The organism is Tolypothrix sp. PCC 7712 (assembly GCF_025860405.1).
GTDB lineage: Bacteria > Cyanobacteriota > Cyanobacteriia > Cyanobacteriales > Nostocaceae > Aulosira > Aulosira diplosiphon.
Window position 1 is genome coordinate 8,111,363 of sequence record NZ_CP063785.1, and the last position, 22,725, is coordinate 8,134,087.

Consider the following 22,725-nt stretch of genomic DNA (forward strand, 5'->3'; position numbering starts at 1 on the left):
TAACATTTCTCCTATGAAATACCAAGACTGTGAATTTAATTGAGGAATGGGGACTATGGGCTGGGGACTAGGGAATGGGAATTGGGGACTGGGGATGAGGGATGAGGGATGAGGGATGAGGAAGATGAGGAAGAAATAATTAATGACTTTTGACTTCCAAGGTAGCGGTACTAGTCCCTCATCCTTTTTGTCAACGTACTTGCACTTGATAAGATGCTTTGACTATTGACTTTGCACCTACGGATGGTAGTTTTAAACGGATATGAGTATAAGCAGTGGCTGGTGCAGCTTGAGTTTCTACTTTGCCATTGGGTAGAGTAACTTTAACAGTGGGATTTTCTACAAAGCTGCGTCCATCATCAATGCTGTAAGTAATTTTGGCTTCTTTATTAGCATCCACAGTTGCAGATTTCAGCACATAAACCATTCCTTTGGGAATGGGTTGATTGAGAGTGAGGTTCTTAATTGGATTAGCGTTTTTATTTTCGCTACTCAAGGTGTAGCGCAGTACATCTCCTGGTTGAACTACAGCTTGCCCTTTTAAAGGTTGCCATTTTTTGGTTTGTTTACCCTGCTGATCCTTTTCGATTACTTGCTTTTCTGCATCCAGGCGCAACTGCACTTGACCTTGATATTTGCTATTTTGTGCGATCGCACTTCCCGATTGCCAAATGCTTGCTACTCCTGGTATTTGGTTCACAAAGGGAATTGTCGCAATTAAAGCGATCGCTCCCATACCTGCAATAGAAACATGCTTCATGTCAATAAACCTCAGAATATTTTCAGATGTTGATAAGTGATTTATTTTTCCCTACTGGTGCTAGAAAATTGTTCTAGTGGTCTATGTCATTAATTTTTTAAGTCCGTAGTCATGACTACGGACTTGTTAACCCCTCTTCTCTAAAGGGGGTGAGGGGTTCTAGTTAACCCGACGTTGGAAGGTAAATGTTCTTTGCTCTTGCGGGATAACATTACCGTTAGCGGTGTCTACATACTTAGTAACATCTGTGGCTTGAGTACTTCCAGTTTGGTTACCAGATGGGAAAAATTGGATTGTTCCACTCGTAGAATCTGCAGCCTGTGGATTAGTTATGTTACTAGTATCAATGATACCGTTGCCATCATTGTCTACTGCCCAATTATTGGGAGATGCTGTACCATCTTCAGTAATTACGACATTGCCTGCATTCAAGACCACATTACCAGCACCAGCTTGGACATTGGAAATATTTGTGTATCGAATCTGATATTCAATAATATTTCCAGGTGCAGGATTTCTGGGTACATCAGTAACGGTGGGATTAGGATCGATATCTACGTTTGTGTTGGGATTTGTGTACTTCGGTGTACTTTCAAAGTCATCCTGACCTGTACCTACTGCTGGCCCGTTTCCTTGTAAGATTCGTGAAACTTTAACTAATTTGAGGAAGCCAGTATATACCCGGTCAATAGTAACGTTAGTGGATGTATTTGCACCAACAGTAATAGTGGCTTGAATTGGTACAGGGTAACCAAATTCTACATCATTTGCATAATCTGTCAAAGTATCAGTTGACAGCTTGGTACCGGTTGGTAAATTAACTTCTAAACCATAGCTAGTAGGTGTACCTGGTGCAACGTTGGAGATTGTAATCGCTGTACCACTAGTCAGGGCGAAACCAGAACCTTGAGTATAGGTATAAACAGCAGAATTACTACCAAAGGTAATAGTTGCTGTTGTACCACTAGGTAAGTCTAAAGGATTGGTTGGTGTGATCGGTGTAAGCGTGATGTTACCTGTTCCTGTACCAGTGTTCTGTAATGTGTTAGTGAAACCTACTGGTGACGGGTCAATTTTACTACCTGGTAATGTATTGGCAGGAATTAAAGAAGATTTGTTGGTAAAGTCAGTTGCAGTTGTACCATCTGGCCCGGTTGCGCCAGGTGCATTTAAAGGCCCATTCAGTACAGATGCAGCTGTAGCAGCTTGAATTTGGAAGGTATTAACTTCACCGCCAGGGCCAGCACCAGTGTTGTCATTACTTGCGTCAACACCTTGTGTAGTCGGGTCAGCAACACCATTAGTAACGGTATTATTCACTGCTGTTGGGCTATCAGGTAGACCATCATTATTGAGATCTGTACCAGCAGGAGGTGTCATACCACCTACAGGCCCATCGTAGTTACTGGGATTTTGGTCACCAGATTCATCATAAACAGGTAAACCACCATTAGGCGTTTGACCAAATACTTGCGCGATGTTGTTGATAGATAAAGTTGCTGGTGTACCAACAACACCTAATTTAATTGAGAAGCCTGTCAAAGTTGTATTTACAGGAATATTATCAGCAGCGACTAAAGTCTCTTTGACAAAACCCACACGTGTTACAGATGCTAAAGTATCAGCACCTTGTAAAGTACCGCCTGCTTGGAAGGTTTTCCATAGTACTGAAGTACCATCGTTAGCTTTAGTTGAACCAATAGCTGTAGTGCTGTAAACTGCTGTCCAACCTGCAGGCGCTGTTGGCGCTGCTTTTAAGACTGTACCTGTAGGAATATCATCAGAAATTAAGATGTAATTTTTGCTGGTATTGCCATCTACACTAATACCTGTAGTACCTGCTAACGGATTTGGAGTAATACCTAAACCGGTAACATCATTGCCTTCTACCCTGACACTCAAATTGTAGGTAACACTATCATCTGAGAGATCGGCAGGTGTTGGTGTTCCAGGGGTTGCATCATTATCTACGTAAGCACCACGAGTTTTCAATAATGTTGCTAAGGCTAGATTCTTCTGAACAGCACCAACTTGAATTTCTTGGATGTCGCTAGCTTCACGAGTACCATTGACTGGTGCGCCATTGATTTCAGGAGCGCCAGTACCATCTGGGTTATCTACGGTGTAAACGTCACCACCGTTAATATTAGGTCCTATGCGTTCTACGTTCTGAGCATTACCAGGTGTGTTACCTAAGGTAACTGTAATCAGGTCACCTGTATTTGCACCAGCTTGGACGGTAACTGGTACACGTACTAATACAGTACCGTTAACTGGAACTGAAGGTGTGACGACTTCAGCAGCATTGAAGTTGAGCCAGGTTGTACCACCATCAGTACTGTATTGCAATTCGCCACTAGTGGTACTACCAGGTAGTGTGCCGGAAACTGTACCAGGCCCAGTTGTGGTTGCTAAGTTAGGAATCCGGAATCTGGTGGGGTCGTTACCTACGTTCTTGACTTCGTATGTGTAGATAATTAAATCACCGACCTTAACAGGATCAGCAGGAGTCTGATCTTCTGGTACGCCCTTAGGTGCTAAGGTAATACCTGCAACTTCTGCAACTGTCACAGTTACAGTGTTAGAGGTTGCATTAATAGTCGTCCCTGGATTGTTGGGATCTTCGTAAGTTGCGGTTGCTGTGTTGCTGATTGATTGACCAGCAGTTGTCCCTTCAGCTAATACAGGTGTAACAAACTGGAAAATGCCGTTAGCCAATAATACTGTTGCTACCAAAGAACGGTAGAACTTTGAAGGCTGTTTGATAAATCTCTTAGTTTTTGGCATGATAGAGGTGTATATATTCAATCGAAATCTGTCCTGCTAAAACAAGCAGGATTTTTTTTAGCCATTCATCTGGCAATTGCCAAGTTAAATTAGCCTAAAACTTTACAGTCTTAGGAAGCTCATTTGCTCAGTTCAATGAATAATTGAACTCAAAAACTTTTCCAGTAGAGGTTTAAAGACATCTTTTCTAACTTTAGCAGTATTAATTCTTGATAACCAAGACTTATTTGCATCAGAAAGACTTCTTCTTTGTTCGTGCTGTTTAACTCATTGGGTAAATAAAAATCTAGCTTGTTTTATTGAAAAAAAACTTCCGTATAAATAAGGAATTATTACTTTTAATCTGTAAAATTCTTGATAGATTCTTATTTTTATTTATTCAAAGAAAAATAAGATATTTAAATTAATTTATTGACGTGTATAAGCGTATATAAAATCTAATTATTGGCAATTTAATGATGCATACACTGTTAGTTTATATATCTGTAATGCCAATAAATGGGTGGTTATTCAGCAATTGTAACAATAATGTGAAAAACATCTAAATATTTTAAATTTATCTGATCTTTATGGTATAAATCAAAATTTTATCTACAAAAACATTAGCTTCTATCATTTAGTTTAAGAACGAAAAAGTAAGTTTTATGGCATTAACAACTGACTATTAAGCTTGAAAGTAGGGATTTTGAGAAATAAATTAGGTAAAGTAAAGATTAATTCAGCTAAATAGCTCTAATTCGGGTTTATTTCTCATTAAATCTGTATTCAATACTAAAAAATTCATATCTAATACATATTTGTGTAACCGATTTAAGGAATTAGCGTGTATAGGTTTACAGGTTATTTTGCTATCTATTAACTTAGACCTGAAAAATGAGGAAAATCTGAGGCTGATGGAAATCAGCTATAGGAACGGCTTTGATTGCTGAAATTACTCATGTAGAAAGGGAACAGGTGGAGCAATGACTGGTAAGCAGATGGTTTCCAGTCCACTTGCTACAACGAGAGCAACCCCAATCGACTGTTTGCTCAATTTGGGGAAACCACTTGGCGCTAGTGCATCAGGGTGTAAATAAAGCAAATATACTCATAGGGTACTCTTTCGGAGAACTCACAAAGTATCCAAAAGTGAATAGTATACCTTTTGCAAAAGTGATTTTTACAAAAGGTAGACAAAGGAAAAAGGGAATGTACAAAATCTTTCCCCTTCTCCTTTTCCCGACTTCTGCAAGAAGGAATATAAGGTATATTGTTTTTTTAACTTGTGCAATTTTCGGAGAATTTTCTAGATTACATTCTAGCCTGTGGTTTCTGCGTAATGTTAAGCATTAGATTCTCTACAACAATTTCAATCAAGCTCTTTAACTAGAGATAACATATTGTAGAGCAATCAGCATTCGTAAGAATTGCTTACCTGGTACATTACTAATTGACCAGTTAGTAATGTTTTAAATTACTATTTGGCGATGAAGTTTGTAATAGAAAATAAGTTAAATTCTTATGTGTAAATAATTTGATCATTGCTTTTCAATACATTAATGTTTGAAAGTGACGATTAAAGTTCAGCGTGCTGAAATATTTGATAGTTTACTCAAATTGGCAAGCGATTGATATCTTTGTTGTGACCAATTACTACCATCGCAGAACCGCGCTCTAAACGTTTGGTGGGTTCTGGATTAATGATAAATTTACCATCCTGACTGACTGCAATTAAATTTAAGCCGTAGCGGTTACGTAATTGTAACTCTGTGATGGTTTTGGCATGAAATTCGTCGGGTACAATCAATTCGACAATACTGTTATCTGGATCGAGGTCAAAACGTTCTAGAATTGATGGTTTAGTAAGTGTACGTGCAAGGGCGCAACCTGCTTCGTATTCTGGGAATACTACATGATCTGCTCCCACTCGTTTTAACAGCTTTTGGTGAACTTCGCTAGAGGCTTTGGCTACTACATGAGGTACGCCCCCTTCTTTGACATTTAAGGTAGTGATGATACTTTCTTGAATATAATTACCGATGGCTACGATGACAGTATCAAATTCAAAAATGCCGGCTTCTTTAAGTGCTGCTGGTTCTGTAGAATCTAGCTGTAATGCATGACCAACGATACGTTCTGTGAGTGCTTCAGATACTCGCTTTTCATCAATATCTGTTGCCAATACTTCATAACCTAATCTATGCAATGTAGAGGATACAGAGCGACCAAAGCGACCTAAACCAATGACTGCAAATTGGTGATTGTCTTTACGTAAACTGCGAAAAAAATTTAAGGCTGAAAGATTCACAATTACTATCCTTTATTAGTACACCCTTTGTTAATGGCGAAAAATCTATACGGGCTGAAGTAAGTCAGTATATTTTGAAGTTGTTTTATGAGGAAAAACAAGATGCCTACTTAATAATGTTTTTGTTCCTCAAAGATAAATTTAATTTGTCACAGATTTAAACATTGATTTTTAATTGGTAGTGTAAATTGTAGCAGGTTGTGCAGTAGCAACTGGAGTTGACTTTTTGCCTATCTATTAACTTCAACTATCCCACTAATAGATTTTCTTCAGGGTAGTGAATTCTGGTAGGACGTGGGTCTCCAAGGATAGCAGACATGAGGAGCAATACACCAACTCTTCCAATATACATTGTGGCAATTAAGACTAGTTTGGCGGCGGTGGAAACAGTTGCAGTAATCCCTGTGGAAAGCCCGACTGTTGCAAACGCAGATACTACTTCAAACAAAATTTGAATGAAATCTAACTTGGGATCTGTGAGGGAAATTAAAACGGTCGATAAAATTACAGTAGCTACAGATCCAACTAACACACCAACAGCTTTAAGAATTAAAGATATTGCTACCTTACGTTCATATAATAAAACTTCTTCTTTGCCTTGGAGAATTGATTGCGTGCAACTGGTGAGAACTCTTAAAGTTGTAGTTTTGATACCGCCACCTGTACCACCAGGGCTAGCACCAATAAACATCAGTGCAATTGTGATAAATAAACCAGCAGTGGTCATCTTGCCGATATCGATGGTGTTAAAGCCAGCAGTTCTTGGCGTTACTGATTGAAACCAAGCTGACAACAATTTGTCAGGTAAATTCATACCTCCAAAGGTTTGGGGATTTCTGGCTTCAATAGCTAAAAATGCAATAGTCCCAATAAACAAAAGTATGCAAGTTGTGCTGGTAGCAACTTTAAAATCTAGTGAGAAAATTTGTTTTTGTGTTTTTTGTTGTAGGCGATCGCGTAACCAAAAGTACATTTCCAAAATTACCTGGTAACCAATCCCACCAAAGATAATTAAGCCGGAAACGGTGAATACTACTAGAGCCGATGTCTGATAGCCAATTAAGTTATCTTTAAATAGGCTAAAACCTGCATTATTCCAAGAGTTAATGCTATGAAAAATTGCTAACCATAGCCCTTGATCCAAACCATAAGTGGGGACAAATGCTGGTATTAGTAAGAAGACACCAGTGAGTTCAAAAATTAAGGTAGTGGCAATAATAGAGCGAATGACTTGGTTACTACCACTCATCCCTGGTCGATCTAAAGCTTGTTGAATTGCAATTTTGTCTCTTAAGTCAAACTTGCGCCCAATCAGCAAAATTAGAAAGGTGGTGGTTGTCATGTAGCCCAAACCACCAATCTGAACCAATAGCAAAATAAAGAATTGGCCCCAAAAGGAAAAATAAGTCCCAGGATCAACTACCGATAAACCAGTTACACAAACTGCGGATGTGGAGGTGAACAGCGCCACAATTGGATCGTTCCAATTACCACTAGCAGTGGAAAAAGGCATCATCAGTAGGAGAGTACCTACAGTAATGACCGCCAAAAATCCTAAGCAAATTGTTCGGGCAACAGTCATAAATAATTTAAAATTCCAAATCAAAAAATTCTCAATTACTGAGAATGCTGGGGGCTGACTGTAATCAATTCCAATATTTTACAGCCGTTCACAGTCCAATTAATTATTTATACCCAGAGGTATAAATAGGCTTTTCCCTCTTCGGAACCAAAAATACCCTTCTTTAATTAAAAACACACATGGTAGCCTACGAGTAGGTTTATTTCAGTTCTGCTTTGTCATAACACTGCTTTCTTCATGAGCACAACACTGTACCAACAAATTCAGCAGTTTTACGATGCATCTTCTGGTCTTTGGGAAGAGATTTGGGGCGAACATATGCATCACGGCTATTACGGGCCAGACGGTACTGAGAAAAAAGACCGTCGTCAGGCGCAAATTGATTTAATTGAGGAATTACTCCATTGGGCAGAAGTAGAAACAGCAGAGAATATTTTGGATGTAGGCTGTGGTATTGGTGGGAGTTCGCTATACCTGGCAGAAAAGTTTCATGCTAAGGCGACAGGAATAACTCTCAGTCCAGTACAGGCGAATAGGGCTACAGAACGTGCCCAAAAGTTGAATTTGAGCGATAGAAGTCAATTTTTGGTCGCAGATGCTCAAGAAATGCCTTTTGCTGACAATAGCTTTGACTTGGTTTGGTCTTTGGAAAGTGGCGAACATATGCCCAATAAAATCAAGTTTCTACAAGAGTGCTACCGAGTGCTGAAACCTGGTGGAAAGTTGATTATGGTGACTTGGTGTCATCGCCCAATTGATAATGCACCACTGACCGATGATGAACGCAAGCACTTACATGATATTTACAGAGTGTATTGTTTACCCTACGTAATTTCACTGCCAGAGTATGCTGCGATCGCTAATCAAATTTCCTTAAAAAATGTTCGCACGGCTGATTGGTCAAAAGCTGTAGCCCCGTTTTGGGATTTTGTGATTGATTCAGCATTTACACCTAAAGCAATTTGGGGTTTATTAACTGCGGGTTGGACTACGATTGTCGGGGCGCTATCTCTAGGTTTGATGAGTCGAGGCTATCAGAGTGGTTTGATTCGGTTTGGGTTATTGTGCGGGGATAAGTGAGGGAATGGGGAATGGGGGATTGGGGAACTCGGGGCCCCCTCTGGGGATAAGGGGTAATGGGGACTGGGGATTGGGGAACTCGGGGCCCCCTTTGGGGATAAGGGGTAATGGGGATTGGGAGATGAGGTAGATGAGGGGGATGAGGGGGATTAGGGAGATTAGGGAGATTGATTTCCGCGTTGCGGTACTAGTTCTTTGTTCACCCAAGATTCTATATTGAAGATTTGGCATCGAAAAATTATTTATGAATCAGTATTCTGGGCAAAAGCCTTTTGGTGTTTGGGGTCGTTGGCTTGATGCTTTTTGGCAATTTTCTCGTCCACACACAATTATTGGTACGAGTTTGAGTGTGTTGGCTTTGTATTTAATTGCTGTGGCTGTGGGAAATAGCAATTATGCTTTTTCTGCTGTTTTAGCAACTTGGTTTGCTTGTTTGTGCGGCAATGTTTATATTGTGGGGCTGAATCAACTAGAAGATATTGAGATTGATAAGATTAATAAGCCGCATTTACCACTAGCATCAGGGGATTTTTCTAAAAAACAGGGACAGATAATTGTGGCGATTACTGGTGTTTTGGCGCTAGTCATTGCTGCATTATCTGGGCCATTTCTATTTGGTATGGTGGCTATTAGTTTGGCGATTGGTACTGCTTATTCTTTACCACCAATTCGCTTGAAGCGGTTTCCGTTTTGGGCAGCTTTCTGTATTTTTTCGGTGCGGGGAACGATTGTTAATTTAGGGCTATTTTTGCACTTTAGTTGGTTAGCACAAAAGAATACATCTATTCCCGCTACAGTCTGGGTGCTAACAGTATTTATTTTGGTGTTTACATTTGCGATCGCAATTTTTAAAGATGTGCCCGATATGGAAGGCGATCGCTTGTACAATATCAGAACTTTGACTATTCACTTAGGGCCGCAAGCTGTGTTTAATCTGGCGCTAGGGGTACTCACTATCTGTTATGTGGGGATGATTTTAGTGGGTGTGTTGCGTTTAGCCTCGGTTAACATCCTGTTTTTGGTAATTACCCACCTAGTAGTGCTGTGTGTTCTGTGGGTGCGGAGTTTGGGAGTAGACTTGCAAGAAAAAAGTGCGATCGCTCAATTCTACCAATTTATCTGGAAGCTGTTTTTCATCGAATATTTGATTTTTCCGATCGCCTGTCTTTTGGCTTAAAAAAAATGCTCAATAATTTTCATACCATTGATATTTTTGCCGTTGTTTTAGTAGCTTCTAGCATTGCTCTACTAATTTATTTTGCTGTCAAAACTTTGATTACCTCGAATTTATTTCAAAAAGGTGTCAATCTTTATCAGCAGCAAGACTATCAAGGCGCAGAAGCTGCTTTTCGCCAGGTAATTGCTCGTAATACCACTAATGATATGGTGCGCTTGCTGTTAGGAGATACTTTAAATCAGCAAGGTAAAATTGCAGAATCAAAAGAATGGTTTGAAGACGTGATTCTTCGCAGTCCGAAAAATCCCCAAGCTTACTTGCGTCTAGCAAATGTGTTAATGCAGCAAGAACAGCGAGAAGCAGCTAAGGCTAATTTGCAAATAGCACAAGATTTATTGCGGAAACAACGTCAACCAGAAAAGGCTGAGAAAGTTGCCCAGGTTTTAGAAAAAATGAATGCTAAATCTAAGTAGTAATTACTAATTTGTAATACCCTTCGGGAAGCGCAAAGCGCTACGTAATTCGTAATGCTTGCGTGGCGTGAGAAGTAAGCTAAGTAATTTTTCGGTTTAATTTACAGCGTATTTCAGGTAAATGAAGTACATCGTTAGGGGCACAAAATTTTGTGCCCCTATTATTATCTATTTATAGGGGGTATAACCCATCAGACTAATCTATTTTTCATACATACAATATATATACGTGCAGCAATTTTTCTTAGGGTAGGAAATCGTACCAGTTTAATAATATTTGGTATACATCAATTATCTTTATAGGCGCACATTTGTACGCTGATAATCATGTATTCATCAAATTATTTTTTCAATTGATTAAGATGCTAAAAACATCTAATTAAAAATATAAAAATCAATATTTAGTTAAAAATATACAAAATATACAAAATTAAATTTATATAAAGTTTTTACGGTAAAAATTGTTTGTGAGATACACAGGATAAGCTGAACTAGAATGTAGGTAAAGTAGTAAAAATGTTAAATATCAGAACTCTGCTGCCTGCGGTAATTATAGGCTTATGTTTGACTCAGACGACTGCTGTATTAGCAACGGATTTGGATAGGAGTTTAGCAAAATGGCAGAACTCATATCAAACAAAAGCAATTAAGAATAAAGCCGCGATCGCTAGCTTAGAAAAGGCAATTAGTCTCTATATTCAAGGAGATTTACAAGGCGCAGAAACCGCTTTTCGGAAAGTGATTGAATTAGAACCCAACTATGCTAAAGCTTATATTGGGTTAGGAAATGTTCTCGACGATCGCGGTAAAAGTAAAGAAGCGATCGCTAGTTATAAAACAGCTATTAGTATTGATGCTAACGATGCTGAAGCTTATTTAAATCTGGGTTTGACTTTGACAAAGCTTGAGCGTTTAGATGAAGCGATCGCAGAATATCAACAAGCGATTCGGCTTGCGCCTGATGATGCTGAGGCTCATTATCGGCTAGGCAATGCTCTATATAATCAAGGAAAATTGGCAGCAGCATCAGCCCATTATCAAGAAACTATTCGCTTGGAACCGAAAAACCCAGCAGGTTATGCAGCTTTAGGAAATGCTTTGTACGATCAAGGTAAAACGCAAGAAGCGATCGCCCAATATCAACAAGCGCTTAAAATCGATCCGCAATATGCAGCAGCGCACTATTATTTAGGGAGTGCTTTCCAAGATCAAGGTAAGCTGGAAGAGGCTGTGGTGGAATATACAGCAGCTATAAACCTCAAGCCGCAAAATTCTTTTGGGTATAGCCTTTTGGGAAATGCGCTGTCTGATCAAGGCAAAATTCCAGAAGCGATCGCTCAGTACAAAAAGGCGCTAAGTCTAGATCCGAACTCTGCATTCGCTTATTATAATTTGGGTGTGTCTCTCAGCAGACAAGACCAACGAGATGAAGCGGTTGCCAATCTGCAAAAAGCTAGAGAGTTATTTCAATCTGAGCATAATCAGGAGATGGTTGAGCGTATTGAGCAATTGCTGCAAAAGATTAACTCACAAATTAATTGATTTCAATTTTGCACATCAGATTTTTGGTACTAATTCGTTGATTTAGCTGCAAAATCTGTAAGAGTAATTTAAAGGAAATCATATCAGTAAAAAATCTCAGCCATGATTGATGCAATGGGTAAAGTTTACCTTGTCGGTGCTGGGCCAGGAGATGTGGCATACCTCACGGTAAAAGCTTACAATCTTTTGCAGCAAGCTCAGGTGTTGGTATACGATGCCCTGGTAGATGAGCAATTATTGCAGCTTGTACCGCCTGATTGTTTAAAGGTAGATGTCGGTAAACGTGGCGGTAAACCCAGCACCAACCAAGCTGAGATTAACAAGTTATTAGTTAGCTATTGTCAGCAAGGAAAACGAGTTATTAGACTAAAGTCAGGCGATCCGTTTATTTTTGGGCGCTGTACGGCGGAAATTGAAGCTTTGAAAGCTGCTGGCTGTGCATTTGCAGTAGTACCAGGAATTTCTTCGGCTTTAGCTGCACCTTTACTTACAGCTATTCCTCTGACAGATCCAGTTTTAAGCCGTTGCTTTGCCGTTTTGACAGCCCATGAACCAGAGGCTTTAGATTGGGAAGCACTGTCACGGCTGGAAACCTTAGTGATATTGATGGGTGGACAGCATCTTGCAGAGATTGTACATCGCCTGATTAAGCAAGGGCGATCGCGTCTGACACCAATTGCAATTATTCGTTGGGCTGGTACTCCCAACCAACAAATTTGGGTAGCCCAACTGGGTAATATTCTCGAACAGACGGCTGGCTTATCTCTTTCGCCTGTGGTGATAGTAATTGGTGAGGTGGTGGGGCTACGCAATTACTTACAACCTGAGACAATATCTTCAGAGAATTTAACTTTAGCCCAAACTTTTAGCCCTTCTACTATGTCAGGCAACTCTCAGCTCCCTCTTTGTGGTAAAACAATTTTAGTCACCCGTGCAGTTGGACAGTCAAGCCAATTTTGCGATCGCCTCACAGCTGTAGGTGCTACTGTAATTGAAATGCCTACTTTAGAAATTGGCCCCCCTTCGAGTTGGGAAGCTTTGGATAGTGCGATCGCTAATTTACCTCAATTCGACTGGTTAATTCTCACCTCTACCAATGGAGTAGACTACTTTTTTGATAGATTAACCGCACAGGGCAAAGATGCACGTACTTTAGCCAATACTAAAATTGCTGTCGTTGGCGAAAAGACTGCCCAAAGTCTCAAACAACGAGGTTTACAACCCGATTTTATTCCCCCTAATTTTGTTGCAGATTCTTTAGTAGAAAACTTCCCAGAGAATCTAGCGGGGAAAAAGGTGTTATTTCCTAGAGTGGAAAGCGGCGGTAGAGAAGTTTTAGTGAAGGAATTAACTGCTAAGAATGCAGAAGTCATAGAAGTTGCAGCATATCAGTCTTGCTGTCCTAGTACTATTCCCCAAGCTGCCGAATTAGCTCTGCAAAATCACTCAGTAGATATAATTACTTTTGCCAGTTCTAAAACTGTACAGTTTTTCTGCCAACTAATTAGTAGTAGATTTACCAATCACTTGGATATCTTAGCAGAAGTCTGTATTGCTTCCATTGGCCCCCAAACCTCCAAAACTTGTCATTCTTTAATTGGACGCGTAGATGTAGAAGCCGAAGAATATACTTTAGATGGCTTAACTCAAGCTTTAATTAATTGGGCGAAAAATAGGGATTAGGGATTGGGGACTAGGTAATCGGTAATTGGTAATTGGTAATGGGAAGATATAGAATACCAATCCTAAACACCAAACACCAAACCACACGATAAAGCGACAAGACAACACGAATAAATGACAAATGAACAAACGGATTATTGGACTAACTGGAGGTATTGCTACAGGTAAAAGTACTGTCGCTAATTACTTAGCTAGTGCTTACAATCTACCGATATTAGATGCAGATATTTATGCTAGAGATGCGGTGTCTGTAGGTTCACCGATTCTGAGTGCGATCGCTCAACGTTATGGCTCAGAGATTTTACTACCAGATGGTAACTTAAACCGCCAAAAGTTAGGCGAAATTATTTTTCATCTTTCAGAGGAACGCCATTGGGTAGAGAGTTTGATTCATCCGTATGTAGGCGATCGCTTCCTCCAAGAAATTGCGGAATCCTCGGCACCAACAATAGTATTAGTCATACCTCTGTTGTTTGAAGCGAACATGACTAATTTAGTGACAGAAATTTGGGTAGTGTATTGTTCCGAATCACAGCAGATGCAAAGATTAATACAAAGAAATCACTTAAACAAGGAACAGGCACAAGCTAGAATACTTAGCCAAATGCCCATTAAAGAAAAAATGGCTACAGCAGATTATGTATTAAATAACTCATTTTCCGTAGAATCATTACTTAAGCACGTAGACGAGGCACTGAAAGCAAATAGCTCCAAATAGAAGATTTTTGTTGCTTAAAATACATGCGATCGCTAGTGGCAAAATATTCGATACTGGTAGATTAATTAATAGACCAATATTCCACATAAAAAACTTCAATATCAATCAAATCTACACAATATCTTCGTAATTTTACAGTAGACGGCGAGATTACTCTTAATGTAGACTATTTATTAAGAGCGCATTCTATATTGAGGGTAGATAATTAGCTAGTTACAGATTGGATACTTCTGGTTTCTATGAACTATGGAGCTTTAGTATCACAAATAGTGTAAATTGTAACAAGTTAAAATATATGCCCTAATTTACTTTTGAGAAAAATAATTCTAAATAATAGTATAGAATTATTTTTACCTGGTTAAAAAAATGCTAATTGTTTTTTAGTTTACATTTTTATAGGGTGCAGATAAAACTTGGGTTAGATATTCCTTAGCTGAATTAAAGGTTAAGGTTTATCCAAAAAAATAAGCAAGACTAACTAAACTATATGGGGTAATTGCTGCCCTTATAGGATATTGTTTTGTTTGTAATTCAATAAATTTCAAGGTTATTCCCTAATTAGATTTCATACACAATCTTCTCTCGGCTTAGTGTTCTAAAACCTTGTTACGACCCTCGTTATCAAAGTAACCTTGCGGAGAACTCACTATGTCTCTTATTAAAACAGGTCTTAATTTCAGCTTCAGTTTAGTAAGTGGGTTCTTACCAATGCTTGTTATATTAAATGAATCAAAACAAAAGCATAAAATACATGATTATAGCCAATTAGTCCGTGGTAGAGACTATGTCTTTGATCAATTACACGGAGGCTTAGGTGGTTACATGACTGGTACAGGAAAAGGTATTAAACCCAGCGATTACATTCTGGTACAGTCTGGCTGTCAACCTTATCAATATCAAGTTGAAGAAATTGATTATTACTCAAATCCATCTGATATGTGGATAGCTTTAGTGAAGCAAGTCAAATTGGACTGAAATTTGAGTAAACTCAGAATTTTTTATAAAAGCAGTAGATAGCCGAATTATTTCATAATTCGGCTATCTTATTAGTTATGCATCATTTATTCAAGATTTACGAGAAAGTGTGCAATTAAGGTATTCCTTTCATAGGAAAGTAAATAAAGATGCAATAAATTGGGGTTATCTTTATCCAGATGCATAATTGAACCATCAACCCCTAATTGATGATGATTAATCCATCTATTTTGAGAATCTACCAAAAAGCTAAAGAAGGGACTTTCATCTGGATGATTATTTTGTAAATCTTCGTAGCTTTGGAAAAATGGAGGTAAGCTGATACCCAATGGCATAGATAAGCCTTTGGTATAATCCGATATTGCCAACTTTGGCAAATCTTTGAAGTTCACACCGCCAATCAACAATCTATTTTTTTCACCTGTCTTCGTATCGCTAAATAGTAACTCGATTTCTTGTAAAGTTGATTGGCTATTAATTGGCTTAATATTCCGCAATGTTGCTTTTTCAAATTTACCGATTCTCCAGTACTGGGTATTCCAAGGTTGTTCTGGCTGATAAAATCCTGGGGTACGAAAAGTTGCAAATTGAATTTCTTGCTGATTGCTATAAAAATCTCTCCAAGTGGTGAGGTTTTTTGTCAGCGTGGTGCGTACTTTTCTGCTCTGTTCTCCCGATGATATTATCTTTTCATCCAGAGGGAAATTAGTTAAAGCTAACTTTTCATTAATTACATTTCTGAGTAGATTATTCTTAATAATTGCACCGCTTGGTTCTTGCCAATGTTCTAATCTCCACCAATAATCCCAATAAGAAATTTTATTGGCATTTTCAAATATATTTTTATAATGCCCTATGGGAAAATCAAACCAACCTTGATAGTAAAGAGTTTTATTGCTATCTTCTTTAGTGAAAAGGGCAATTTCCCAAAAACCAGCATTTAAGCAATTGTTAGTTAAGGCAATTTCAGTGAGATTTTGTTGTTCAAAACCATCACCACCGATGATTTCGATATTTTCTGAATTAGCAGGAAAAGTTACCTGTTGTCGGTTCCATTCACGCTCAATCAAAGTAATTAATGCTAAATCTTTATCTTTTTTGAGCCATTCTGGGGTCTTGGGTACTAAGAGTTTTAGGTCAATATTTTTAATGACTATTTTTGCTGTGGTTTTGTTGTTTGGTTCTAGTACAAAATCGAAGTGAGTATCATCTCTCTTGATAATAGTTAACTTGCGGTTAGAATATCTTTGATAGTTTTTGCTCAATAATGCTGGATTTCCTGGATACTCAGCGTTAGATAATTCTTGGAGTTTGGCTACCATTTTATTGGCAACTTTATATCTGTTGTAAAACCAGAAACTACCCAAACTGATGCCAGCCAACAATAAAATTAAGCTAGTAAATACTCTTTTTTTTGTAACTCTTAAACTTAATCTGCTCAGTAGGGGAATACTGGCATTGCTTTGCGTCTTGGAAGCGTTATCCACAATTAAATACCTCTCACGCTAAATGCTGTTTAACAACAGAACAAAAGCGTTTTGATTGTAGAATTCCCCTCTGTTAGTTGATGCCAATCAAAACTCAACAGGATTTACGCAAAGCATGACCAATGTCAAAAAATTTCCATGAATACTATGTCATGAAAATTATGCAAACCGTTCTGAATAGTGAGAACAGCTAAAAATAAAATGTGTTTACCCTATGCTTAAAAGCATAGCTTAGAGCTTGCTAATTGGTGCAGGTAAATATGCCTTTAATTCGTAATTTTTAATTCGTAATTCGTAATTAAAATTCTATGTTTCAAACTGAATTATTAATTACAAATTATGAATTTTTTAAGCTTCGCCTCCAACTACTACATCTCGAATTCGTAGACTTGGGCCACCACAACCTACAGGTAAACCATTTTGTCCACCTTTACCACAACCTCCAGATTCATCCCAGTAAAAGTCATCACCAATGGCTTCAATATCAGCTAAAGTTTGGAAAACATTTCCTGAAAGTGTGACATCACGCACAGGTTCAGCAATTTTGCCATTTCTAATCATCCATGCTTCACCAGCACTAAAGGTAAACATTTCACCATTTGTCATGCCACCTAGCCAATTACGGGCATATACTCCTTCTTTAATATGGCTAAATAAGTCTACAACTGGTGTTGTACCCCGTTCAATCCATGTGTTTGTCATCCGCACAATGGGCATAAAATGATAGTTGAGACAACGTGCATTGCCTGTAGGTGGTTCCTCTAATTTGCCTGCGGTTTCACGAGAATGTAATCTTCCTACCAAAAATCCATCTTTAATGAGTTGGGTGGTGGTGGCTGGTGTACCTTCATCATCGTAAAAATAACTACCACGATGTCCTGGAGGCGCAGCACCATCAAAAATTTGTAGTTCTTCTGGGCCAAATCGCCGTCCGATTGTCATGACTTCCAATAAATCGGGGTTTTCGTAAGCCATGTCTGCTTCCGAAAGATGCCCGAAAGCTTCATGAACAAACAAACCAGTTAATATGGGGTCAATAACCACAGTATAAGTATTGCCCTTAACTGACTGTAGAGATAAAGCTGCGATCGCTCTTTCGGCTGCATTTTTAACTTGTGCGTCTAAATGAGTTAAGTCTTCATAGCCTTTGCGAGAACCAGTAGTTTCTCTTCCTGTTTGTACAGTTTCGCCGTTTCTTGCAGTGGCGGCGAAGCGCATTTCCATATCCACCCAAGATTGCTCAATAAATGTTCCCTCTGAGGTAGCCAGGATGATTTTTTGGGAACTATCACCGTAGCGTACCGAAGTAGTACTAATCCGGGGATCAACGCTTTTGAGTAACTCAGAATAGCGATCGCACAATTCTTTTTTCTGAATCAGAGAAATTTTGCGCGGGTCTGTCCCGGTTAAGGGTAGACTGCATATTGCTTGTATCGGTTCAATGGGGGCTAGTATGGTTTCTTCATCTCCCACCATGCGTGCAGCTGCGATCGCTTCTTCAATCCGTGCTGTAATTGTCGAAAGCTGATTAAAGCAGCTTAGACCCCACCCACCTTTATAACAAGCGCGAATATGTCCACCAATGGAGATACCCTCGCTTAGTGTTTCTACTTTATCACCACGCAATAAGATGTCTGTACCTTCTGCTTCTTCCAGGCGGATCATCAAATAATCTACTTGAGATGAGTAGCGGGCGATTAGGTCAGAAAGCAAATTTTGTGCATCAGCAAGTTTAGTCGGCATTTCCAGGTAGTAAGCATGACGAACTGCATTTATTTTCTAATTATTCGCGCAATTTCTGCTAGTGAGTTCCAAAATTAGTAGTGGTACAAAATTACAGTCTTGGATGCACAAGATAAGTACTAACGCAGGAGTAAATGACACACTCATCTATGAAGCTACCTCTATCAACTCTTGGCGATGACTGGTTAATTCAAAGGTGATAGAACCTACATAGTTTTGATGAACAATTTTGTTGAGAATGATCAGTTCTGGAATTATCTCTCGTAACTTTTGCGTCAGAACTTCAATCGTAGAAGCTTCTGTCACTAATCCAGGCACATCATCACTAGTTGCAACCCAGACTTGTGCATCTGAGTCCCAAAATGCTTCTACCTTAAATGTGACTTGAGTCATCATTGAGTGTTTACAACTTAGTTTCAGTTTAGAACACATGTAGCTTAAAAGATAAAGTGACCGTTTTTAAAGCAATAAGTGGCCGCAGAACAGAACCTATGACAGAAGCGTATTTGAGAGAATTGAGTGTGATCGCTTGTAAAGTATGGCGAAATTAGGGTGACGCAAAAATAAGCATTGCAGGTTTTTAAGGCGGCCACTTTATCCTTTAATTTCGGCCACTTTATCCCTTAAGTGACAACACAGCTAGCTGTCTGAGCTAACTAGTCTCAAACATATTTCTGGGCGACTTTCCAGTAGCGTGAGAAGCGCTTCAGGTCAATATAGCCGTCGTAATCAAAAAATGGTTCTACCTCTAGCACTTCTATCGCTAAAGACGATTTCACCAACTTGCAGATATCAGTAAAGCGGGGACTGGGACTGGTGACTGTCACAACTAAATTGGCATTATGCTCTTGGGCGAAGGTTAAAATTTCTTGAGCAACATTGCCACGGCGAATTTCTACAGGTAACTCTAGCAAGCATTCGTAGATAAAGGTGAGGCGTTTTAGGCTGAGTTGCCATTCTTCTATTAAATCGTCGTCCCAAACCCAAATAGCTGGCACATCAGGGTATTTTTGCAATGCAGGATTGTAGGGACTCAGACAGTCTCCATGCACCCAAACAATTGGTTTGTTTTGATTATTTGGCATTTGGTATTTGTCAAGATATCAAACGTTGACTGTTGACTGTTGACTGTTGACTGTTGACTGTTGACTGTTGACTGTTGACTGTTGACTGTTGACTGTTGACTGTTGACTGTTGACTGTTGACTGTTGACTGTTGACTGTTGACTGTTGACTGTTGACCACTAACCGCCGCTAACTGGGGGAATTAATACCACTTCATCACCATTTTGAAGAGGGGTATCTGGTTCCACAAATATAAGATTAATCCCATACCGGGTGATGTCTCGAAATTGTTTTAGTTCTGGACGATCGCTAATCAAGCGATCGCATACTGCTTTCACTGGTGTACCGTTGGGAAATTCTAATACTAGTTCTGATGTCCCATACGCTTCTTGATAAGCAGCAAATAACTTGACGGTTATACTGATTGAAGAATTTGACATAAATAAAACTTATTATTCCCTGACTATCATATTCAGGGATTATTTACCCAAAGTAACTTTTACCTATTAGGGTGATTGTGTTGGAGTTTACTGTAATTTAAAAACAAAAAATTTGCCTAAAAATATAATACTACAGACTTATGTAAAAATTTCAAATAATGAATGAATAACTGCCAATAAAAGCTGATAAACGCCGATAGTATGCAGATAATCCAGATGAGTATCTAAATAAAACTACCTTAATATAGAGAATTATAGATTGACTCAGATAAGTGTGTTAATACAATTTATATAAAATCTGAAAAAATCAGATTTTATAGTTATAAATATCACTCTAATAATTGCAAAAAGTATGATGCGTTAAGCATTTTGCCTAACGCATCACTAATAATATAGGACTCATATTTGATTTTTGAAAAAACCTAAGTACACTTTTATTTCTTCTTCCCTGTTCCCTGTTCCCTCCCTACGCAAATAATTTCAGGAATCAAAGCGGATTCCTATATAAAGATAGTAGATAATTGATTTTTTTTGCTATTGCCTACCCTAATATCTTAAAAAATCTGATCTAAGCGCTGGAAATCGCGTTGCACCTCATTCCACAAAGCTTTATTGTTGGGGTCAGTTTTTAAAGCTTTTTTCAGATAAATTCTGGCCTTTAACACTTGGTGTTGATCAATTAGCACTCTTCCCCAAAGTTGATAAGCTATCGCTTGCCACTGGCGAACTTCTGCATCATCTGGTAAACGATCTGCTAAAGCCTCTGCGAGTGCGATCGCTTGAGGAAATCTTTTTTCTTTTAAAAAGCGCTGCAACTGCTCATAAGTCTTCCATTTTAGCCGTTGTTCTATGGCAGTCACGCTGGGCGGCTTTGGTGTAGTCGGTGGCTTTGGCGTTTTTACCGAAGTAGCAGTGGCTTTCTCTTGCGGCTGAGAAGCTGTCTTTGTTGCCTCAGCCTTAGATACTGGCTGTTGACTCGACTTTTCGCCAAAAGTGTCTTCTGGTATTACTACCGTCAACAGGAATTTGTAAGCCTCGGTTAAGGCAATAAACTTTTCTTTAGCTTGGTTGTCATCTGGGTTGATATCAGGATGATATTGCTGCGCCAATCGTCTATAAGACGTTTTGATGTCGGCAAAAGAGGCTCCTGTTCTTAAACCCAATAAACGGTAGCAATCTCCAAGATCCATCTTGAGCTATGAGCTAGCGAATATTCAGCTTAAAGCAAAAAGCTTTAAGTTGAGTTTTTAATAATAAAAAGTAATTTTCTAAGTGTAAGTTCAGTTTTAACAATTTGTCTTGGGTATGGGGCATGGGGCATGGGGCATGGGGCATGGGGCATAGGGGATTGGGGATTGGGTAATTAGTAATAGTAATTTCTCCTTATCCCCCTCATCTCCCTCATCCCCCTGCCCCCTGCCCCTACCTCTTACGGACGTTCTTCAATCACGCGGTCAATTAAACCGTATTCTTTCGCTTCGGCGGCAGACATAAAAAAGTCACGATCCATGTCTTTTTCAATTTTGGCTAGAGTCTGACCTGTGTTGTTGGCATAAATCTGATTGAGCTGGTTACGAATCCGCAGAATCTCTCTAGCTTCAATTTCGATATCAGTTGCTTGTCCACGGGTACCACCAGAAGGTTGGTGAATCATAATCCGTGAATGAGGCAATGCCATGCGTTTGCCCTTGGTTCCCGCTGCCAATAGGAAAGAACCCATAGAAGCGGCTAAACCGACGCAAATTGTTACCACATCAGATTTGATGTGTTGCATGGTATCATATATCGCCAAGCCTGAGGTGACCATACCACCAGGGGAATTGATGTACAAATAAATATCTTTACCTGGATCTTCGGAATCCAGGTATAGCATAACGGCAATAATTTGGTTGGCTATTTCGTCATCAATGTCACGCCCCAAGAAAATAATTCTTTCCCGGTACAGGCGATCGTAGATACTAATCCAATCAGTAAACTGACCGCCGGGCATCCGGTAAGGAACTTTAGGAACACCTATAGGCATTTTCGCTACTCCGTTTGTAATTTAAGTATTTAGTCATTAGTCATTCGTCATTCGTCATGAGTTTTTAGACAAAGGACAAAGGACAAATAACAAATGACAAATTAAAGAATGCTTGCAGGTAGAGGTGGATTTGCCAGTTCTTCTTTTTCAAAGACTCGGTCAATCAAACCATATTCCTTGGCTTGATAAGGAGTCATGTAGAAGAGGCGATCCATATCTTTGGTAATTTTTTCTGGGGGTTGTCCGGTGGTGCGATGTATGATGTCAACCATCGAAGCCTTGTTTGCCAAAACTTCCTTCGCCCGAATTTGAATATCCGTTGCTTGTCCTTGGGCGTAGCTCTTGGGCTGATGCAGGATAATGGTGGCGTTGGGTAAACTAGCGCGGCAACCTTTTGTACCAGCACCAAGTAACATCGCTGCCATACCCATTGCGGAACCGATGCAAATAGTATGGATGGGTGGCTTGATGTATTTCATGGTGTCATAAATGGCAAAGGCTTCGGTTTCAAAGCCAATGGGATCGCCACTATAACCGGATGTACCGGTGGAGTTGATATAAATTTTAATCGGCTTGTCTGGGTCGTCAGACTGTAAATAAAGGAGTTGAGCGACGATCAATTCCGTGACAGCTGGCACCAGTGGCATCCCCAGATAGACAATTCGCTCCTTTAATAAGAGTGAGGGTAAATCTGGCGGCGGTGTCCGGTAAGAGTTATCGCCGTAATAGGGGGCTTGAACAGCCTTGATGGGGGAAATGTCCATAGCAACTGAGCGCCTGAAATTATGCCGTTAACTGTAATACATACTAGCGTGATGCTAGTTATCTTCAAGGTGTGGATTTCTGGCTAATGGCTCATGGGGGTGAGCATCTGCCAATCCTTAGCTTCTAAGATATTCTGAAT

At 39.3% G+C, this 22,725-nt stretch carries 20 protein-coding genes; 7 read left to right on the plus strand and 13 right to left on the minus strand.

Translation table 11 applies throughout. The features are described from left to right. Nucleotides 1-190: 190 nt before the first annotated feature. From HGR01_RS32945 to HGR01_RS32960, 4 genes are all read right to left on the minus strand, one after another. Entirely contained in the window at nt 191-760 is a 570-nt protein-coding gene (locus HGR01_RS32945) for a DUF11 domain-containing protein (RefSeq protein WP_045868078.1), read from the minus strand. A gap of 159 nt (nt 761-919) precedes the next feature. Then, complete coding sequence (locus tag HGR01_RS32950; protein WP_045868077.1) at nt 920-3,547, minus strand: beta strand repeat-containing protein; 2,628 nt, start codon at nt 3,545-3,547, stop codon at nt 920-922. Nucleotides 3,548-5,138: 1,591 nt separating this feature from the next. Next, nucleotides 5,139-5,834, minus strand: a complete 696-nt coding sequence (locus tag HGR01_RS32955) for a potassium channel family protein (protein ID WP_045868075.1) — start codon at nt 5,832-5,834, stop codon at nt 5,139-5,141. 247 nt (nt 5,835-6,081) lie between these two features. Beyond that, a complete protein-coding gene (locus HGR01_RS32960; RefSeq protein WP_045868074.1) occupies nt 6,082-7,416 on the minus strand; it encodes a TrkH family potassium uptake protein in 1,335 nt (444 codons plus the stop codon). A 237-nt stretch (nt 7,417-7,653) separates the two neighbouring features. On the opposite strand from HGR01_RS32960, the gene HGR01_RS32965 reads away from it, so the two are divergent. From HGR01_RS32965 to HGR01_RS32995, 7 genes are all read left to right on the plus strand, one after another. After that, entirely contained in the window at nt 7,654-8,496 is an 843-nt protein-coding gene (locus HGR01_RS32965) for a methyltransferase domain-containing protein (RefSeq protein ID WP_045868073.1), read from the plus strand. A gap of 244 nt (nt 8,497-8,740) precedes the next feature. Further along, nucleotides 8,741-9,673 carry a homogentisate phytyltransferase gene (locus tag HGR01_RS32970; RefSeq protein ID WP_045868072.1) on the plus strand — a complete coding sequence of 311 codons (933 nt, stop codon included), beginning with the start codon at nt 8,741-8,743 and terminating at the stop codon, nt 9,671-9,673. Between the two features lie 5 nt (nt 9,674-9,678). Then, nucleotides 9,679-10,146 (plus strand): tetratricopeptide repeat protein, encoded by a 468-nt coding sequence (locus HGR01_RS32975; RefSeq protein WP_045868071.1) that lies wholly within the window; start codon nt 9,679-9,681, stop codon nt 10,144-10,146. A gap of 516 nt (nt 10,147-10,662) precedes the next feature. Beyond that, a complete protein-coding gene (locus HGR01_RS32980; protein ID WP_052335060.1) occupies nt 10,663-11,688 on the plus strand; it encodes a tetratricopeptide repeat protein in 1,026 nt (341 codons plus the stop codon). A gap of 102 nt (nt 11,689-11,790) precedes the next feature. Further along, nucleotides 11,791-13,371, plus strand: a complete 1,581-nt coding sequence (cobA, locus tag HGR01_RS32985; protein ID WP_045868070.1) for a uroporphyrinogen-III C-methyltransferase — start codon at nt 11,791-11,793, stop codon at nt 13,369-13,371. Nucleotides 13,372-13,492: 121 nt separating this feature from the next. Beyond that, on the plus strand, nt 13,493-14,089 hold the full coding sequence (gene coaE / locus HGR01_RS32990; RefSeq protein ID WP_045868069.1) for a dephospho-CoA kinase: 597 nt from the start codon (nt 13,493-13,495) through the stop codon (nt 14,087-14,089). A 708-nt stretch (nt 14,090-14,797) separates the two neighbouring features. Next, entirely contained in the window at nt 14,798-15,064 is a 267-nt protein-coding gene (locus HGR01_RS32995) for a hypothetical protein (RefSeq protein WP_228045725.1), read from the plus strand. A gap of 86 nt (nt 15,065-15,150) precedes the next feature. Here the strand turns inward: HGR01_RS32995 and HGR01_RS33000 are convergent, their stop codons facing one another. The 9 genes from HGR01_RS33000 to HGR01_RS33040 all read right to left on the minus strand — a co-directional run bounded on the left by HGR01_RS33000 (nt 15,151) and on the right by HGR01_RS33040 (nt 22,585). Further along, nucleotides 15,151-16,551: a hypothetical protein gene (locus tag HGR01_RS33000; protein WP_235623004.1), complete on the minus strand. Its 1,401-nt coding sequence runs from the start codon at nt 16,549-16,551 to the stop codon at nt 15,151-15,153. Nucleotides 16,552-16,899: 348 nt separating this feature from the next. Beyond that, nucleotides 16,900-18,294 carry a TldD/PmbA family protein gene (locus tag HGR01_RS33005; protein ID WP_045868066.1) on the minus strand — a complete coding sequence of 465 codons (1,395 nt, stop codon included), beginning with the start codon at nt 18,292-18,294 and terminating at the stop codon, nt 16,900-16,902. A gap of 147 nt (nt 18,295-18,441) precedes the next feature. Continuing rightward, nucleotides 18,442-18,687, minus strand: a complete 246-nt coding sequence (locus HGR01_RS33010; RefSeq protein ID WP_045868065.1) for a DUF1902 domain-containing protein — start codon at nt 18,685-18,687, stop codon at nt 18,442-18,444. A 269-nt stretch (nt 18,688-18,956) separates the two neighbouring features. Continuing rightward, complete coding sequence (locus HGR01_RS33015) at nt 18,957-19,379, minus strand: DNA polymerase (RefSeq protein WP_045868064.1); 423 nt, start codon at nt 19,377-19,379, stop codon at nt 18,957-18,959. A gap of 18 nt (nt 19,380-19,397) precedes the next feature. Next, a complete protein-coding gene (locus HGR01_RS33020) occupies nt 19,398-19,538 on the minus strand; it encodes a hypothetical protein (RefSeq protein ID WP_264264492.1) in 141 nt (46 codons plus the stop codon). Then, nucleotides 19,538-19,798 carry a MoaD/ThiS family protein gene (locus HGR01_RS33025; protein WP_045868063.1) on the minus strand — a complete coding sequence of 87 codons (261 nt, stop codon included), beginning with the start codon at nt 19,796-19,798 and terminating at the stop codon, nt 19,538-19,540. Before HGR01_RS33025 ends, HGR01_RS33020 begins: the two co-directional genes overlap by 1 nt. A 554-nt stretch (nt 19,799-20,352) precedes the next feature. After that, nucleotides 20,353-20,988 carry a J domain-containing protein gene (locus tag HGR01_RS33030; protein ID WP_045868062.1) on the minus strand — a complete coding sequence of 212 codons (636 nt, stop codon included), beginning with the start codon at nt 20,986-20,988 and terminating at the stop codon, nt 20,353-20,355. Nucleotides 20,989-21,227: 239 nt separating this feature from the next. Then, a complete protein-coding gene (locus HGR01_RS33035) occupies nt 21,228-21,821 on the minus strand; it encodes an ATP-dependent Clp protease proteolytic subunit (protein ID WP_045868061.1) in 594 nt (197 codons plus the stop codon). Between the two features lie 101 nt (nt 21,822-21,922). Beyond that, on the minus strand, nt 21,923-22,585 hold the full coding sequence (locus HGR01_RS33040) for an ATP-dependent Clp protease proteolytic subunit (protein ID WP_045868060.1): 663 nt from the start codon (nt 22,583-22,585) through the stop codon (nt 21,923-21,925). Nucleotides 22,586-22,725: the final 140 nt, after the last annotated feature.

Bases quoted from the DNA above. Each gene is read 5' to 3' on its own strand.
- HGR01_RS32945 (WP_045868078.1), bottom strand. From the start codon at position 760: ATGAAGCATGTTTCTATTGCAGGTATGGGAGCGATCGCTTTAATTGCG.
- HGR01_RS32950 (WP_045868077.1), bottom strand. From the start codon at position 3,547: ATGCCAAAAACTAAGAGATTTATCAAACAGCCTTCAAAGTTCTACCGT.
- HGR01_RS32960 (WP_045868074.1), bottom strand. From the start codon at position 7,416: ATGACTGTTGCCCGAACAATTTGCTTAGGATTTTTGGCGGTCATTACT.
- HGR01_RS32965 (WP_045868073.1), top strand. From the start codon at position 7,654: ATGAGCACAACACTGTACCAACAAATTCAGCAGTTTTACGATGCATCT.
- HGR01_RS32970 (WP_045868072.1), top strand. From the start codon at position 8,741: ATGAATCAGTATTCTGGGCAAAAGCCTTTTGGTGTTTGGGGTCGTTGG.
- HGR01_RS32975 (WP_045868071.1), top strand. From the start codon at position 9,679: ATGCTCAATAATTTTCATACCATTGATATTTTTGCCGTTGTTTTAGTA.
- HGR01_RS32980 (WP_052335060.1), top strand. From the start codon at position 10,663: ATGTTAAATATCAGAACTCTGCTGCCTGCGGTAATTATAGGCTTATGT.
- cobA (WP_045868070.1), top strand. From the start codon at position 11,791: ATGATTGATGCAATGGGTAAAGTTTACCTTGTCGGTGCTGGGCCAGGA.
- coaE (WP_045868069.1), top strand. From the start codon at position 13,493: ATGAACAAACGGATTATTGGACTAACTGGAGGTATTGCTACAGGTAAA.
- HGR01_RS32995 (WP_228045725.1), top strand. From the start codon at position 14,798: ATGCTTGTTATATTAAATGAATCAAAACAAAAGCATAAAATACATGAT.
- HGR01_RS33005 (WP_045868066.1), bottom strand. From the start codon at position 18,294: ATGCCGACTAAACTTGCTGATGCACAAAATTTGCTTTCTGACCTAATC.
- HGR01_RS33010 (WP_045868065.1), bottom strand. From the start codon at position 18,687: ATGACTCAAGTCACATTTAAGGTAGAAGCATTTTGGGACTCAGATGCA.
- HGR01_RS33015 (WP_045868064.1), bottom strand. From the start codon at position 19,379: ATGCCAAATAATCAAAACAAACCAATTGTTTGGGTGCATGGAGACTGT.
- HGR01_RS33025 (WP_045868063.1), bottom strand. From the start codon at position 19,798: ATGTCAAATTCTTCAATCAGTATAACCGTCAAGTTATTTGCTGCTTAT.
- HGR01_RS33030 (WP_045868062.1), bottom strand. From the start codon at position 20,988: ATGGATCTTGGAGATTGCTACCGTTTATTGGGTTTAAGAACAGGAGCC.
- HGR01_RS33035 (WP_045868061.1), bottom strand. From the start codon at position 21,821: ATGCCTATAGGTGTTCCTAAAGTTCCTTACCGGATGCCCGGCGGTCAG.
- HGR01_RS33040 (WP_045868060.1), bottom strand. From the start codon at position 22,585: ATGGACATTTCCCCCATCAAGGCTGTTCAAGCCCCCTATTACGGCGAT.